General features: G+C 59.1%; 15 protein-coding genes and 1 pseudogene. 5 read left to right on the top strand and 11 right to left on the bottom strand.

The genetic code is table 11. From position 1 onward, the window contains the following. Positions 1-141: 141 nt before the first annotated feature. Positions 142-594, bottom strand: a complete 453-nt coding sequence (locus AAE027_RS39165; protein ID WP_370991130.1) for a cupin domain-containing protein — start codon at positions 592-594, stop codon at positions 142-144. Between the two features lie 660 nt (positions 595-1,254). On the opposite strand from AAE027_RS39165, the gene AAE027_RS39170 reads away from it, so the two are divergent. After that, positions 1,255-1,428, top strand: a complete 174-nt coding sequence (locus AAE027_RS39170; protein ID WP_176946167.1) for a hypothetical protein — start codon at positions 1,255-1,257, stop codon at positions 1,426-1,428. 1 nt (position 1,429) lies between these two features. Here the strand turns inward: AAE027_RS39170 and AAE027_RS39175 are convergent, their stop codons facing one another. From AAE027_RS39175 to AAE027_RS39185, 3 genes and pseudogenes are all read right to left on the bottom strand, one after another. Continuing rightward, entirely contained in the window at positions 1,430-1,606 is a 177-nt protein-coding gene (locus AAE027_RS39175; RefSeq protein ID WP_091898921.1) for an excalibur calcium-binding domain-containing protein, read from the bottom strand. Between the two features lie 119 nt (positions 1,607-1,725). Next, positions 1,726-1,947 (bottom strand): annotated as a pseudogene (locus AAE027_RS39180) (IS5/IS1182 family transposase); the annotation flags it as partial. 265 nt (positions 1,948-2,212) lie between these two features. Continuing rightward, positions 2,213-5,236, bottom strand: coding sequence for an AfsR/SARP family transcriptional regulator (locus AAE027_RS39185; RefSeq protein WP_091898920.1), 3,024 nt, complete (start codon positions 5,234-5,236; stop codon positions 2,213-2,215). A gap of 142 nt (positions 5,237-5,378) precedes the next feature. On the opposite strand from AAE027_RS39185, the gene AAE027_RS39190 reads away from it, so the two are divergent. From AAE027_RS39190 to AAE027_RS39205, 4 genes are all read left to right on the top strand, one after another. After that, positions 5,379-5,669 (top strand): hypothetical protein, encoded by a 291-nt coding sequence (locus tag AAE027_RS39190; RefSeq protein ID WP_176946166.1) that lies wholly within the window; start codon positions 5,379-5,381, stop codon positions 5,667-5,669. A gap of 1,049 nt (positions 5,670-6,718) precedes the next feature. Then, positions 6,719-6,805: a hypothetical protein gene (locus AAE027_RS39195; protein WP_479714272.1), complete on the top strand. Its 87-nt coding sequence runs from the start codon at positions 6,719-6,721 to the stop codon at positions 6,803-6,805. Positions 6,806-6,836: 31 nt separating this feature from the next. Further along, on the top strand, positions 6,837-7,214 hold the full coding sequence (locus AAE027_RS39200; protein WP_370991128.1) for an ATP-dependent DNA ligase: 378 nt from the start codon (positions 6,837-6,839) through the stop codon (positions 7,212-7,214). Beyond that, entirely contained in the window at positions 7,211-7,357 is a 147-nt protein-coding gene (locus tag AAE027_RS39205; protein WP_164940329.1) for a hypothetical protein, read from the top strand. The genes AAE027_RS39200 and AAE027_RS39205 overlap by 4 nt, the downstream gene beginning before the upstream one ends. Before the next feature lie 659 nt (positions 7,358-8,016). Here the strand turns inward: AAE027_RS39205 and AAE027_RS39210 are convergent. From AAE027_RS39210 to AAE027_RS39240, 7 genes are all read right to left on the bottom strand, one after another. Then, entirely contained in the window at positions 8,017-8,220 is a 204-nt protein-coding gene (locus tag AAE027_RS39210) for a hypothetical protein (protein WP_370991127.1), read from the bottom strand. 69 nt (positions 8,221-8,289) lie between these two features. Next, positions 8,290-8,436, bottom strand: coding sequence for a hypothetical protein (locus tag AAE027_RS39215; protein WP_370991126.1), 147 nt, complete (start codon positions 8,434-8,436; stop codon positions 8,290-8,292). A 657-nt stretch (positions 8,437-9,093) separates the two neighbouring features. Continuing rightward, positions 9,094-9,303, bottom strand: a complete 210-nt coding sequence (locus AAE027_RS39220; protein ID WP_370991125.1) for a DUF6894 family protein — start codon at positions 9,301-9,303, stop codon at positions 9,094-9,096. Between the two features lie 16 nt (positions 9,304-9,319). After that, entirely contained in the window at positions 9,320-9,682 is a 363-nt protein-coding gene (locus AAE027_RS39225; RefSeq protein WP_370991124.1) for a Crp/Fnr family transcriptional regulator, read from the bottom strand. After that, positions 9,631-10,017: a Crp/Fnr family transcriptional regulator gene (locus AAE027_RS39230; RefSeq protein ID WP_479714271.1), complete on the bottom strand. Its 387-nt coding sequence runs from the start codon at positions 10,015-10,017 to the stop codon at positions 9,631-9,633. Before AAE027_RS39230 ends, AAE027_RS39225 begins: the two co-directional genes overlap by 52 nt. Before the next feature lie 225 nt (positions 10,018-10,242). After that, on the bottom strand, positions 10,243-13,578 hold the full coding sequence (locus AAE027_RS39235) for an adenylate/guanylate cyclase domain-containing protein (protein WP_091898916.1): 3,336 nt from the start codon (positions 13,576-13,578) through the stop codon (positions 10,243-10,245). Positions 13,579-14,053: 475 nt separating this feature from the next. After that, a complete protein-coding gene (locus AAE027_RS39240) occupies positions 14,054-14,743 on the bottom strand; it encodes a class I SAM-dependent methyltransferase (protein WP_176946163.1) in 690 nt (229 codons plus the stop codon). Positions 14,744-15,297: the final 554 nt, after the last annotated feature.

Below are 15,297 nucleotides of genomic sequence, written 5' to 3' on the forward strand. Positions count from 1 at the left end.
TCGCGACGGAGCTATTACAACGAAATACTGCCGGCCTTTTTCAACGGAATCGGCCAATAGGCGACATCGCGCTCCCTTGCCAGAATGACGAAAGAGGCCGCCCGTTAAGTCGGCCTCAGTCGTGCTTTCTGCGCTTCGTTTTTACTTCTTGCGCGGATCGTCGGCTGGATCGATGAACTCGATGCCCCCCGGTGCGGTAAACACAATTTGGACGATCGTCTCTTCGTTTGTCGTCCAAACATAATGGGGGTGCTTCGCCGGCAGCGCGAAGACGGAGCCCGGCTTCAATGTTTCGCCTTTCGACGGATCAAACTTCTCCCCCATGGCGTTCCCAAAGCTGCCACTCATCACGGTGACGACCTCGGCGTAGGGATGAGTGTGCGGCGGAACTTTATAATTCGGCGGGAATTTCGTTCGCTGGACGATCATCTCGGCCTTTGTTGGGTCACCGATCAGGATGGCGGTTTGCGCGCCCCTGAAGACCGGATGCTCCTTCCACGTCAGCCCATCGGGCTTGACTACCTTCATCGCATCTTGAGCCATCGCAGAGCTTGCCAATGCAATCAAACCGGCGGCGACTAAGGACTTATTCATCCGAATCTCCTCCTACATGTTGCGAAGAAGGCCCAACAGGATACAGCAAAATCTCAATCTGAGGCACTTAACATCTTCAGGTCGCTTCTTGAACCTTCCATCACGAACCAAGTCCGAATTGGGTCACAAGCGGCGGTCGTGGCAAGCACAGCCCAACGCCCGGTTTACGGCTGATAGCCGACAAGCAACTGCGAGGGCCGGCCTCAGGCCGCCCACCCGTAAATTTCCCAAGTGTCGGTCATTACGCTCGCTGGTTAACTGGTGCGGATCGAGCGCCGCATCATGAAAACACCGGAGCCAAAGCAATGGGCCGAGCAGGAGGTCCGACGATTGGTCAGGCTCGCCCGGCAGGGAATTGGTGCATCGAGGATAGCCGCCGAACTGACCGCTATGCCGGATCAGTGAGGCGAATGCCCCGAACGATGGGAAAGAAGTAGCCATCGGGAACGGCGTTGTGTGCCTTCGAGGCGGCTGACTTACAACCCGAAGCCTCGCCAAATTCGCGCAAGCTCAAACCACGCAGTCCTCCGGGCCGTTCAAGAATTGCGGGTTATGTGCGCTGCAATACAGCCCAGTACTTCTACGGACATTGCGCATGCACCATGTTCGGCATCTACTTCAGATTGTTTTCATGACGATCTAATTTTCAGACGAGGGTTCATGAGCGTCAAAGCCATGATGGCGAACATTCTGCAAGACCAGATGCGATTGCGTGGTGTGCATGCGCTCTCGTCATCCGACTATGAAGAGATCGTAGAGCTACTGATCGAGCAGCTTAGGGAGCTGGAGCTTAGCTTAGCGGCTAAAGAATTAGCCGACAAACGCGAACCTTAAACTACCGCCGCGGCCATGGCTCGCATGCAACTCCGTCCCTATCGCGATCATGATGTCTCCAGTTCCCCGGCTCTCCCATTCTCGCGGGTGCCAAGCCGACCAAGCGGGCAAACTCACAGTTGGGCGCGGACGCGATATGTCTGAGCGTTGTCGTGACCGGCCAAGGGCTCGAAGCCAAAACCCCGAAGACCGCAAATAGCTAGTCTAACGGCTAAGGTCGCCATCGCTGCGTTCGTGACCCGGCGCGGCTTGATAGCACAATCATGGCGCGCCGATACCGCACGGAACCGGCGCGTGATAAGTTAGCTGCCCGCCGGCGGGACAGCGATAAACATCGTCGGCGGGGACATAGACGAAGTCCTGTTTGCCGAAGCGGCCAGCAGCTTTGGCGCCCGAAGTCATCGGCTTCGGCAACGTCACCGTGATGTCGGCTTCCTCGCAGGCCCTGATCTCCTCGCCATCGTAATAGCCGCGGTCTGCCACGACTGCCGTCTCGTCGCGAGCCTTCCTGGCCATGTTGCGAGATGGCCATCACTCGGGCCGAGTAGCGTTGAGACCATTTACTTCTCCTCGCCGGAATCTGCCATATTTTGCTCTCCAGTCTCGCGCACTGTCTCACAGCAGTGAGCCCCAAGGCAACATGTCCGCTCAGCTCACAAGCGGGATCGAGGGAAGCGCGGTCCCTCATCCGGTTTACCGCCGATAGCCGACGCCGTAATTGGCGCAATATGTTTCGGCGTTGGCCATCAGCCGTCGTTCATTCCTGACTAATGCGCCGCTAGACTTATCGACATTCGGCGTTTGACGCGCCCATCGCGGTCAGGGCGTGTTCGACTTGAGCTGTCGCATATTCGACTATCTCGCGATGGGTCATCGCCGCACCGCGCCTCTTAGCCGCCTCGAAGGAGGCATTTCCCAGCACATGACGAACGCGCGCGAGAGTATCAGGCAGTTCCTGGAAAAAACGGATCGATGGGATCATTTGGGAGAGGGCGCCACTGAGCGTGGCCGCGACCTCTGGCTTGCCCAGCCGCTCAAACAGCAGAATCAGGGTGGCGGTCGTGAGGGTCGCAAGACCTATCTCTGTTGATTGGCCCCAGATTTCGAGCATTCGCGGCAGGGTTCGCAACGTCTTGACCGGATCGCCGCTCCGCACCTGCAGCTCCGCGACGGCGGGAATGATGACGATCTCCCAGTAGCGATTACCGGATGTCCTTGCATGCGCAAGGGCCGTCTCGAACGCATCCAAGGCGCACCTTGGGTTGGCCTTGCTAAAGGCTCTTCCCTTGGAAAACAACGCCGCGATGTGCGAACTTGGAGTTCGTGCGGCCGCAACCTTGTCAACGATGTCGTCGGCGATCGCCATCGCCTCGTCATGCGCGCCGGCCATTGCCAGGTAAAAGGGAAGCGTCGCCAGGCATTGCCGCTCGCGCCGGTCAGCCGGATGTTCGGCGCCGGCACGCGCAAACTTGACAGCGCTTTCGGGATTGCCCTGGCGGGACGCAATCATGGCCAGAACAGAGAACGCCCAGACCGGCGGATCAAAGTTGGCATTGCCCATCAGCGCTATCGCCTCCTCGGCGTAGAGCGTCGCCTCTTGAACACGTCCCAGGTTCCAGGCCCTTTTGGCTGCATAAGTCAGCAGAGCGCCGAGCCGGCGATGGCCGCCGCGCCGTGCCGCATCGACGATCTCCGTCGGCCAATTGAGCGGTTCGCTGCGCACGCGGAGGACCGCCAGGCTCGGGACCCTGGATGCGATCCGGGCCGCAACATCGATATCATCCTGGCTGCTCGCCCACCGAAACGCCGCGCGCAAATTGTCCACCTCCTGATCGAGCCAGGCATAGGCCATCAATTGCTGCGGGCTGCGCCAAATCCTGTGGTGCGTCTCAGCATCCTCCGCGAAAAATTGCGCATGGCGCCCCCGAAAGACCTCGGTTTCACCCAGCATCGCGAGCCGCTCTTCGGCGAACTGCCTGATCGTTTCGAGCTGGCCGTAGCGAACTGCCTTCCCGACCCGTTTGGCGCTGAGCAGCGATTTTCGCACCAGCGAGTCCAGGAGATAGAGAACATCGGCGGTAGCGATGTCGCCGCCGCTACAAACGCGCTCCGCAGCCTCCAGCCCGAAACCTCCGGCAAATACCGATGCGCGCGAAAGCACGGCCTGCTCGGATGGCGACAACAGGTCATACGACCATTCGACGGCGTGGCGCAGCGTCTGATGTCGCTTCAAGACGTGTCGCGACCCGCTGGTGAGCAGGCGGAAGCGTTCATGCAGGCGATCGCGGATCTGAGTGGGACTCATTGCCCGCGTTCGGGCGGCTGCGAGCTCGATGGCCAAGGGAATGCCATCAAGGCGGCGGCATATTTCACAGATCGTGTCAGCGTCACCATCGAGTTCGAAATGTGGTTCCACAAATCGCGCGCGCTCTACGAACAGCTCCACCGCTGGCGCCTCGATTCCATCGCCGCACTCAAGGGGAGGCACCGGATAGGTCCGCTCGCCGTCGACCATCAGCGTCTCCCGGCTGGTCGCCAGCAGGCTGACATGCTGGCATGTTGACAGGATCTCCCGTGCAAGGCCGGCTATCGCATCGATCAAGTGCTCGCAGTTGTCGAGAATGAGAAGCAGACTTCGTCCGGCAAGCGCATGGGCAACGCTTTGCTCGATCGTCTTGCCGGCTTGTTGCGTGATGCCGAAGACGTCGGCGACCGCGTGACCGGTCGCATTGGGATCATCGAAAGCGGCAAGCTCCACCAGCCATGTGCCATCCGGATAGTTGTCGTGCATCGTCGCAGCGAGTTGGAGTGCGAGCCGTGTCTTGCCGATCCCGCCGGGGCCGGTCAGCGTGAGCAGCCGCGCGCTGGACAGGATCCCGCCAGCCCTGGCGAGATCTCTGTCGCGGCCCAGAAAGCTCGTTGTCTGGATCGGCAGATTACCTAGCGCCGCATTCGCGTGCATCGATGGCGCGATGCTTCTTTCCAAGCCTCCCGAGTCTAGCAATTGATCGCTGATCCCACTGACGGGATCCTGCGGCACCGAACCGCGGACCGTTGAGGCTTTGGGCTGGGTACGGTTCCACTCGCGCAGAAGATGGCGGTGCAATGTTTTGGTCTGTGTGTCGGGCTCAATTCCCAACTCCCTGGAGAGCAGTTCGGCGCAGATACGATATTGGCGGAGCGCCGCGCCCTGTCTGCCCTGCCGGGCATACAACTCCATCAGGGTGCGATGAACACGCTCTTGCAGGGGATCTGCCGCAAGCAGTCGGGTCGCAATGTGAATGCCCCGTTCAATCATACCTGCGGACAGATGATGATCGAGCAGCTTCGCCATGCCTTCCAAGGCAAGTTCGCGGAACCGCTGACGTTCCGCCGCTGCCCAGCTCTCGAACTCCGGTGCCGATAGGTGAAAGCCGTCGAGGAATTCGCCACGATAGAGTCCGATGGCCCGCTCCAGGTTCGCCACGCCCGGCTCCGCGATAAGATCCTCGAACACCTTTGCATCGATTTCGAGGGCGGTCGGCTCAAGGCGGACGGTGTCCTCCTGAGCGATCAATGCGGCAGGACAGGTGTGTGACAAGGCCTTGCGCAAAAGGCTCAGCGCCTGTCGCAGACTGTCGCGGGCCTGCGCCTCATCGTGGTCGCCCCACAGCAGCGCGGCAAGCTTTGGTCGCGCCTGTGCTTCGCCTGGATGCAACGCCAGATAGGCCAGCAGGGCTGTCGTCTTTTTGGTGGCCAACGGGATGGGCTCTCCGGTGTCCGTCTGGAGCCGGAAACTGCCGAGAAGTGCGAGGTTTGCCTTCGCCATATCCGCCGGCCCTTACTCAGGGCGCAAAAAGCACCCGGTCCGACGATTTTGCGAATTTATCACGCGCGCACCGACAGGTCCATTGCGGCGGATCGCTAGCCTGCTCGCGAGGTCAGGGCCACCACTACCAATGGAGATCACTATGTGGAATCGCTTGTCGATCGCAGCCGCCGCAGCCCTCGTGATGGGAACAGTCGGAGCCAACGCCGCGGAACTGCCGACGTATGAAGTCATGGGCTTTCCGATCACGCCGCACCAGTTCGTGATATTGGGACCGGCCAACGCTCAGCAGGAGACGTCTGCGGCTGGCGTATCGGCGCCGATCCTGACGCCGCGTCAAGGGGCACGCGATGAGCAGACCGCCAGCAGCGGGGGACGCGCGATTACAGCGCTGGCCCTCTCCCCCGTCGTTGCGATCGGCCCGGCGCGGTAGATCGCGCTGTCGCGTGGCGGCCGACCTTCCAGCAGCCGCCGCGCATTTCGGCAGGACGCCGTACAGAGACTCGCGATCAGAGCGATTGAAGACAAAGCGCCGATTACAATCCAAAGCTCTGCTAATGGAATGGTCCGGCCGTGCTCCCGATCTAGATTCGCGTCACCATGTGATATTCACTTCGGGGACTGGGACCGCGACCTTTGAGCTTTCTCCGCCATCGCCAACCACTCTTCCCTCAGGTTTAGCCAAGCCTCCTTATCGACCGGGCTTGTGGCCTTCTCTGCCTCATCGAGGCAGTTCTTCGCCAGGCGGAAGTATCTCGCGGCGTCGTCGCTCATTGTCGAATAATCTGCCCGTTTAAAGAAGGTGCCATCCAAACGGAAGCCGCAGGCGCCGATCTGGAACGGCCCCTGCGGCCGCGCCACGGCACGTCCTGATTAACACATAGCCCTGCCAGCGTGCACTGGCGGGCCGCCCGTCACTCCCTCAGCTGGAGCTGCTCCAGTCCATCCTCAATCACTCGGAGGTCCTCAAGTAGCGCATCTCGAGACTCAGCCGGGTCGATGCTAGATGTGGACTGTAGTTGTGCGAGCAACTGGCGGCGAAGGTCTCGCATATTCTCCAAGGCTTGCCGATTCTTTAGACGTACATAAGCCGAAACGATCGTTTCAACGCTTGTTGCCAATGAGTAGCTCCAAATTGAAAATTCTAAAATAGGTTGCATCGTAAACCCTGCGGGTTATCTCCCGCAAGGCGCCGCCATATAGACTTTGGCTCGACTAGATTGCCCTGGCTGCCCAAAAAGGCGGCCTCAGCTGATCCGCAGCTGAGGCCGTTGGCTGCGCTCCGGCTTTACCGGGGGTCTGGAGAGCCCGGAGCAAGGAAGAAATTCGCCACATTGCCACTTGTTCCTGACTCGTAAACTCTGCGGGAAAACCTATCTCCCACCCATGCGTATGGCGTACGAGCTCTGCCTGGCCACCGCCGGCAAGCAGGTCCCGTCAGGACCGGAGTGGATCCACGAAGTGAAGCATGATGGCTATCGGATGCTGGTCATCCGGGAGAACGAGCGCGTGCGCCTCCTCTCTCGAAACGGCACCGATTGGACGAAACGCTACCCCTCGGATTGCTGAGGCCGCGCTGAAGAACCGGCAGAAGCGCTTTGTGATCGATGGCGAGGCCGTGATCCTCGGCGTGGACGGCATCAGCGACTTCAACGCGCTGCACAGCCGGCTGTACGATCACGAGGTGCAGCTCTACGCCTTCGACGTCCTCGCCATCGACGGCGACGATCTGCGCGATCTGCCGCTGCACCTGCGCAAAGCAAATCTACAGCAGCTATTGGCGCGCCGGCCGGACGGGATCAGCGTAGCACCGTTCGAGCGCGGCGAGATCCGGCCTGACGTATTTCGGGCGGCTTGCCAGATGGGACTTGAGGGCCTGGTCTCCAAGCATCGCGATCGGCCATACCGTGGCGGTCGGCAGAAACACTGGATCAAGGTGAAGAACCGGAGCCATCCCGCGATGGAGCGCGAGCTGTGACAGTCTTCGTATACGTCAACACCGGCAAGCAGGCTGGCGATAAGGACCACATTAAGGTGTTCGCTAACCAGGATGCCGCAGAGAAATGGTTCGAGGAAAACGACCCTGAGGGCGTAGCGTTCGAATATGAGGTTCTCGAATAAACGCGCATTCGCCGACATGGATGCGCCTTCTGGGCCAGTACGCCGTGCCGCTGTACCCCCGACAGCCGACACCGCAATGGCCTTAGCCTTCTTCGGCTAAGGGGCCATGAGACGACATTATTGGCGAGACATGATTTGAAAGAGGCCGCCAACGCAGACGGCCTCTTGTTTGATTAGTGAGGAGAGACTTCGATTAGCGAGGAGAAACCACTGCGGCGATACTGAACGCCACCATGCAGGCGGCGGCAAGTGACCAGAGCGCGCTATTGCGATCTCTCTAGGCATAGAGCTTAAACACCGCTTGATATTCCGGCTTCCTTTAGGGACGCGGCGGAAGCGTTTGCCGAGGGGGCGCTTCGTTTCTAGCTGGCGCCGGCGCCCTCGCTACACCAGCAGGACGCGACGGCTCCTCGCTCCTGTTTCCACGCACCATCCAAGCAGCGAGGCGCCGCAGGCTATGACGCCACGCGCTGAAAGAGGGTTCGGCAACATCATCGTCTACCTTACAACTATTAGGTGCGGTGAGTTTACGATCAGTTGCAATTCGGAAAACTCGACCAAAAAGTTGTTGTGCCGCCTCGAACGTTCAGTTCCCCAGTCATACCTCTTGAACGTGGCTCGACAGGGCCGGGGCCGAAGCCGCCACTGAAGATAGCCTCCTAGTTTGAAGCGTCCGAACGCGGTTGGCCTGTTCCTTCGGCCCGGCTTCGAGCCTCAAAGGCCTGTTCCTCAGACTGGGGTCTTTTGCGAATAAGGCTCAGATAGCCCTGAGCCACGCGAAGCCAGGCAGCGCGGTCGTTGCTGGCCTTGTCGGCCTCCTGCGGGGCGTCGGCAGCTTGGCGACGGTATTCGTCGTTCTTCATTTGAGCGGCCCTCGAATGGCGGGTAGGCGCGTCTCTAACTGAGGCCAGTGCCGTCTTGCAATAGTCCGGCTACTCGTTTGAAGTTTGCAGCGGCGCTTCTAATTCGACGATATCGTGCAGGAGCCCGCGTGCGAGCGGATCGGTGACGTCGCGCTCCATCATGCGGTAGCGCATGATCAGATCTGCAAGCTCTTGCTGTTCCTCGTCGTCGTCCATCGCGCGCTCCGCAATTGAGCATGACGCTGAACGGGGCCGATGGTTGCGGGGGATTTTGAAAAATCTGAGCCGACATTAAGGCATCCGGCACGCCGAGCGGATGAGTGTGTTCTCAGTAGTTCTACTTGATGTTCCGGCTTCCATCTGCCGGCTGAGCGAGGTTTGAACTTTGCCAAGATGCCGGCATTTATGCCATCCTTAATTCAGAGTTGAGCCATGGCGCTGTCCGCGGCGCCGGATTTTCGCACCCGGCACCTTTTGCTTTGGCGGTAGCTCGCGCTTAGGCGGAGCCTTTGATTTAGAAACGCGCTTGCCTTTAAGCGCCTTGATCTTTTGGAGCTGATACTTTGTCGGCGCTTTGCGGAGGTCAATCTTTCCTGTGTATGTCCCGCTATCTCGCAAACGTTTAAGCGCCGCCCTGCTTGTGCGGGCTAATCGGCTCCGCTGCACAGATACGTCCGGTTAGTCCGCTCGTCCCAATGAGCGGATCTCAACGAAGCGTGCCGCCACTTCGCTGATGGGCCACAAGTTGACAAAGAAGCGTGGGCGGAACGTTCCGCTGGCCTTTCGCCGACCGTTTGCTTAAGTTTGACATAGATCTGGACTTGAGCCATCTCGCCGCGAGAGCGACCCCTGCGAGCGCGCCAGCTCCTAAGATCAGGTCGCCACAATATTGATCTGAAATAGCTGCGCCCCATTCTCGTCGAAGACCAGCAGCCGAAATGCGGTGGAGGGCTCTAATTCGTCCTTCACAAGTTCTCCGCAGAGGGTCGTAGCCTCTCGCCAAGCGGCAACCTCGGTCGGCAATTCGAGGGAGATCGGTTCGAAGCCTGATCTCCCTTCTACAACGAACTTGTAGGCGGCCACGATAAGGTCTACCGCTTCAAATGAAGATGGTTAGGAACTCAGCAATGCTTTCCAGTTCCTCGCGGTTGAGCACAGCAACCTCTCCTTCTTCCCAAGTAATTAGGCCACGACGTCTTAGTTCCTGAAGCGTGCGATTAACGTGGACAATCGAGATGCCGCAAGCATCGGCCACGTGCTTCTGCGTGAAGGGAAGCTGGAACCTATTATCCCGCGCTAAACTGACGACCTCCAAGCGAGCAAGAAACTTGCAGATGAGGTGCGCGATTTTTGCAATTGCGTCATGCCCGCCTAGGTTGGCGACCCATTGGCGATAAATCGCAGCATCGATCAGGGTTTCGCGCCAGAAGGCGTACGTGAGCCTTGGTGAGCCGTCCAGCATCTGGCTAGGAACCGGTGAGGCACCAGGGCGACGGTGGATCGCCCGATGCTCACCAGGTTGTGGTCCATCTCCGACAGATGCAAGGTGTTGAGATCAGGCATGTCTCCAGGCACGTGAAAGGACAAAATTTGGTCCCGACCTTCTACAATCTTGTGACGGCACAGAAAGCCGCTGACCAAGATGACGCAATGCGACGCAACATCGCCTTCTCGCGAAAAATACTCGCCATCTGCCAATGATCTGATCGTTCTCGGCATGCCATCCAGCGAGCGTCGCTCTTCATCTGATAGGCCTCCGGTCGCCTGCAGACGTGCGATCAGTTTTTGATGAGGCATAGTGGCCCCTACGAAGCTGAAGGATACGGGCAGAGCCTATCCCTTGGCACCATGCAGGACAATTGCCGAAGTTCCGGCGGCGTATCGACAAGTCAAAAGCGCCGGTTTGAAAGCGCGCCGATCGCTTCCGCTTGCCCGAAAAGCCGACTATTCCCGAGCCATGCAGGAGTTCGCATTAGGACCAACTGTGGACGTTCATTACAGACCTTGCGAGCATGAGCGCTCTCATCGCGCCAGCGTGTCGAGTAGGCTTTTGGCCTCCTTCAAATCGGGAGTATCGAAACCCTCCGTGAACCAGCCATAGATCGGGGCGAGGAGATCACGGCCTTCGGTGTTCTTGCCCCGGTCGCTCCACAGCCGCGCGAGACTCGTGGCAGCACGAAGCTCAAGCATCTTCGCTCTCTGCCCTCTGCTGACCTCAATTGCCGATTGAAAACAGGCTTCGGCCTCATCGTGTCGCCCGCCTGCCGCAAGCAGCCGACCCCTGAGGCGGTGAAGTTCGGCCTTCGACCAACACTCATCACTCACATCTGCCGAAGCGAACGCATCCTTCAACAATTCGAGGGCTTCCCCGGGCTTGCCAAGATCCGCATTAGTGTTTGCCAAAACTGCCAGCATGTAAGGTCTGGTTACTTGACGGACGGCCGAAAAGAGTGCGAGGCCCTGCTCCATCAAAGCGATCCCCTGCTCGAGGTCGCCGCCATCCGCGGTCGCCCAACCCAAGAAGAACATTCCCGCGCCGCGCATCATCGGAAAATCGTTCTCTTGCGATACCTCGACCAGCTCGCTGGAAAGATCACGGCAGCTTTGCCTCTGACGGCCGACCTGAAGTACGATCGCAGAATGCCACATTGCATTGGCAAGGCTGTACGGGTGAGACAAGATCCGAGCCAACGTGACCGCCTCGGCGCCGAATTTCATTGCCTTTTGGGGAAAGCCTGACAGCGCCATACTGATCGCCCTGACGCCGTGAGCGCACGCTCCGGGATCATGACCACTGAACGTGAACGCAAGGGCATGATGCCGAGTGCAATCGTATCGTGAGATGCCTTTTTGAGAATGCTCGTCTGCAGCGGCCAAGTTCCCGCACCAAAGCGACGTCGCCCACTTCGCGTGATGGCCCTCAAGGACGAGATCATCAGCGCCCAAGCGCTGTGCGAGCCCAAGAAGCTCGTCGGCATGAGCGGCCGCCGCACGCAAGCGTCCGGAGGTCATCGAATGATAGTAAAGGCCCCACAGCGCCTTGAACCGCGTTGAGCTGTCTTCGCCCGCTTCGAGAGCCACTGCGCGGCTATAGATCGCTTCAACCTCCGGTGACCCGGTACCCTTCACCATCATAAGGACCGGTCCGAGCTTGACGCATAACTCCAGCTCTTTCGCTGCACGATCGGGCTTTTCACCAAGTTTGCTCAAGAGGTCCAGCGCAACGGAGAAGTGATGAATAGCCTCGGTGTGGCCCGAACGTGCCATCGCTAAATCACCCGCCCGTTGCCAATACTCGATCGCGGCATTACCGAGCCCGGCCTCTGTGAAGTGGTGAGCCACAAGTTCGGGTTGGACGCGAACGACTTCGGGAAAACGGGTCTCGTACGTTCTTGCGATCCGGGCATGCAGCTTTTGGCGGTTGCCCCGAAGCAGACTGGCATATGCAACATCCTGCACCAGCGCATGTTTGAAGGTGTATTGCGCATTCGGTGGCGCACCGCGCCGGAAAAGTAGCTCAGCGCGAACAAGTTGCTCCAGCGCATCGTTCAATTGGCGCTCCGGCATCTCTGCCACTGCATGCAGCAGTTCGTGCGAGAATTGGCGGCCCAGCACGGCACCTATCTGAGCCACCTGTCGCACCGAATTCAGTCGGTCAAGCCGTGCCATCAGCGAGGCATGGAGCGTTGTGGGGATCGTCATCGGCGCCAAAGAACCGTCAAGCACGTAATCATGCTCCCGTTTGCGCAGTAGTCCGCCTTCAAGCACTGCCTTGGTCAGCTCCTCGATGAAGAGTGGCACGCCGTCCGTGCGAAGAAGGATCTGGTTGTTCACCTCGTCGGGTAGGGACCTTCCTTGGGCGACCCCTTTGATCAGCATGGTCCCCTCGCGTCGGCTTAGTCGCGTGAGCGAGGCCGTCGTTACATGAGCGTAACCCGGCCAGGGCGGCGCAAACTCTGGTCTGGCACTGATGACCAGTAACAGCCGCATCTGGTGCGCTCGTTCCACAGTGAGCGCGAGCAGCTCCAGCGTGGTCGGATCAATCCATTGGACATCCTCATAGATCATCAGCACCGGCTGCTGCTGCTCGAGCTGCCGGAGCTGCGCAAAGAGCGCGTCGAAGGTCTTCTCCTTTCGCTTCTGTGGGTCCATCTCGGGCAATCCGCGCTGCCCGGTTCTCGGCAGCGAGAGGAGGTCAGCCAGAAGCGCCAAGTCCGCGGCCCGTTCAGGGAGCACCGGTGAAAGCAGATTTTGGAGCTTGGTTAGCTTCTGCTCGGGCTCATCGGCACGTTCAAGCCGAGCGGCGCGTTCGAGCTGATTGATGATCGGGTACAGGGCGCTGTCGCTGTGTTGTGGCGAGCAGAAGTTGCGTATTCGTACATACGGCTGAGATTGGAGCCGCTCCTGCAGTGCGGCTATCAATCGCGATTTGCCGACGCCCGGCTCGCCTGTAAGTAGGACCACGCGGCCTTCACCCTGCGAGGCCTGGCTCCAACGGCGTAAAAGCAGCTCCAGTTCCTCTTCACGCCCCACCAACGGAGCAAGGCTGGTCTCGTGCTGCGCCTCGAACCGGCTTTGCACCGCGCTCGCGGCGAGTACATGCCATGCTTGGATCGGATCGGCCAAGCCCTTGAGTATCACTCGTCCCAGATCACGGTATTCGAAGAGCCCGCCAGTCAGCCGTCGTGTGCTTGGCGCGATCACCACCTGACCGGGTCCCGCGATCGTCTGAAGACGGGCGGCTAAATTCGGGGTCTCGCCTATCACTCCTTGCTCCTGCGCTGCACCTTCCCCAATTAGGTCGCCAACCACCACTACGCCAGTCGCGATGCCGATACGTGACTGAAGGGTGACACCATGGTCGGTCTGAAGTCGGCAAACCGCCTCGACCAACGCGAGGCCGCAACGTACTGCACGTTCAGCGTCGTCCTCGTGGGCTTGCGGATACCCGAAGTAGGCAAGCACGCCATCGCCCATGTACTTGGCGACAAACCCGCCACACTTACCGATCACCTCCGCGCAGCGATGATGATAGGCACTCATGACCTCTCGCATGTCCTCGGGATCGAGCCGAGCCGAAAGCGCGGTCGAACCCACAAGATCGCAGAACATGACTGTGAGTTGGCGGCGTTCAGCCGATCCAATCTGCGAAGGCTGCCAGGCGGCAGTGTCCGGAGCTGGCCTGCCTGGCGCATCGGCGCCGCTTGCGAGAAGTTTGTGACCGCATTCCAAGCAAAATTTGGCGCTCGCCGGATTCGTGTTGCCGCATGACGGACAGCTTCCAAGAAGGGCCGCACCGCACTCCAGGCAGAACTTGCTGCCCCCGGGAATGTCAGCGTTGCAGCTCGGACATCGCACGGATCATCCCCCGATCTGGCGAGGCGTGCCTGCATCTTAGCACAGCATCATCCTAGCACAGCTTCCGATCGGGACCTGCTGCGTTGGACCGTCAGAATCGCTGACGTTTGGGCTCGCAACGAGAGGGCCAGTTAATCCGCCTGGTCGCGCTGCCTGCTCTCGCGACTACAGCTCATTGTCGATTCTACTCGTCGATTTTGAGTTGTTCGGATCGCTTAGTTGCCCGCCCAATGGCCGCTCAAGCGCAATCAGGGCTATCAATCGAGATGCACGCGCCCCTTTTTATGACTTTCGGCCTTGGGTCATTCGCGTCGATCAGCTTTAACTATGACTAAGGCCGGTTTACCCCAAAGAGCAGACGCCAGGGTGAGGATTGATATTTGACGCTAAGGGCCAAAAGGCGACATTCAGGGTGCTGCAAATCGATCACCAAAACGACGCGCCTAGGACAAAGTGCCGTATCGATAATGACCGGCTAGTTTTCGCTTGATGCGGTTGGCTCCTTCAAAATGATTCCAAACAGTCCTTTTTTGTTGAAACGCCTCAAATCGGGACGGAGCGGCTCAGCCTCGCAAATCAGCCACTTGTGACCGGAAAAAGTCTCCACGAAGGATTTGAAACCCCAGTTGGCATCGATGTCATCGACGACGATGGCGCCGCCCGGCCGCAACGCTGCCCAGGCGCGCTCCATTTCAAAGCGAACGTTATCCTCACTGTGAAGGCTATCATGAACAAAAAGGTCTATCTGGCCAACTTCGGAGAATATGCTGGGAAGGCGCCGTTTGCTCGATCCCCTGACGTAGGACCAGCGGTCCGAATAGCGATCGCCAACCGCCGTGCCAATTTGTTCATGCCACACATGCTCTAGCGGCGGATGGTCAACGCTCCATAGATGACCAGCCCCATTCCGTTCAAGCGCTTCAAGGATAAAGCGCGATGAAACGCCATGAGCGACGCCGGTCTCAACAACTTTGCGGGGCCGCAGATGGCGGGCGAGACACCAAATGGCCCGCACAAACCCGGCATCGCCGTCATTCCAGCCTTTGAAACTTTCTGGACCGACCCGAATGCCCTTGGCTTTCAGTTCTCCCATGACTTCCGGCCACAAGGCCCAGAACTCCGAAGTCGCTCGGCACGGCTGCGACACACCGAGCAGTGCATGCATCCGGCATTCCCATCCGCGGTCCGCCTGGTACAGGTCAGGGGGTACGGGCCGCTCGCGACTTGCGACAAATCTATCCTGAAACGCTGTCCATATTTCAAATGGCTCGGACGCCAACGTGTAGGCGGCCCGAACTGGGTGGCTCAAACAGTAGCGCAGAGCAGATTGAAGCATTTGATCATGTCTCCCTGTTGGCTAGAACCTGCCGCTAACGAGAGAACTAAAACGTTTTCCACGCAGATTGGCCCCGGCAGGGTTGGAGCTATTCAGCAAAGGTGAGCATGCGCGGCGCCGTCGAAGGAATAAGGCCGTCAAGCGTCAAGTCTTAATTTCAAATGCAATAAATTTAAATCAATCTTTTAGTGTGCTAATTCAAGCTCCTTTAATTCGTCGACGTCCGCTCCGGGTCTTGGCCGTGTAAAAACGGCTTCAAAGGGCATCGGTCCGGAAGCTAGGAACCGCGCCTGTCTCAGGCCGCGATCGCAGTGATCAGTGGCTTGGTCCCGACGATGTTCATGACCCGTGTAAGATTATAGGCCAAGACCGAGAGTGCCATC

Source organism: Bradyrhizobium sp. DN3 (assembly GCF_041357655.1).
Classification (GTDB): Bacteria; Pseudomonadota; Alphaproteobacteria; order Rhizobiales; family Xanthobacteraceae; genus Bradyrhizobium.

What these genes read in the sequence shown, in the direction of transcription:
- AAE027_RS39165 (WP_370991130.1), bottom strand. Translation starts at nt 594, where the DNA reads ATGAATAAGTCCTTAGTCGCCGCCGGTTTGATTGCATTGGCAAGCTCT.
- AAE027_RS39170 (WP_176946167.1), top strand. Translation starts at nt 1,255, where the DNA reads ATGAGCGTCAAAGCCATGATGGCGAACATTCTGCAAGACCAGATGCGA.
- AAE027_RS39185 (WP_091898920.1), bottom strand. Translation starts at nt 5,236, where the DNA reads ATGGCGAAGGCAAACCTCGCACTTCTCGGCAGTTTCCGGCTCCAGACG.
- AAE027_RS39190 (WP_176946166.1), top strand. Translation starts at nt 5,379, where the DNA reads ATGTGGAATCGCTTGTCGATCGCAGCCGCCGCAGCCCTCGTGATGGGA.
- AAE027_RS39195 (WP_479714272.1), top strand. Translation starts at nt 6,719, where the DNA reads ATGCTGGTCATCCGGGAGAACGAGCGCGTGCGCCTCCTCTCTCGAAAC.
- AAE027_RS39210 (WP_370991127.1), bottom strand. Translation starts at nt 8,220, where the DNA reads ATGAAGAACGACGAATACCGTCGCCAAGCTGCCGACGCCCCGCAGGAG.
- AAE027_RS39215 (WP_370991126.1), bottom strand. Translation starts at nt 8,436, where the DNA reads ATGGACGACGACGAGGAACAGCAAGAGCTTGCAGATCTGATCATGCGC.
- AAE027_RS39225 (WP_370991124.1), bottom strand. Translation starts at nt 9,682, where the DNA reads ATGCTGGACGGCTCACCAAGGCTCACGTACGCCTTCTGGCGCGAAACC.
- AAE027_RS39230 (WP_479714271.1), bottom strand. Translation starts at nt 10,017, where the DNA reads ATGCCTCATCAAAAACTGATCGCACGTCTGCAGGCGACCGGAGGCCTA.
- AAE027_RS39240 (WP_176946163.1), bottom strand. Translation starts at nt 14,743, where the DNA reads ATGCATGCACTGCTCGGTGTGTCGCAGCCGTGCCGAGCGACTTCGGAG.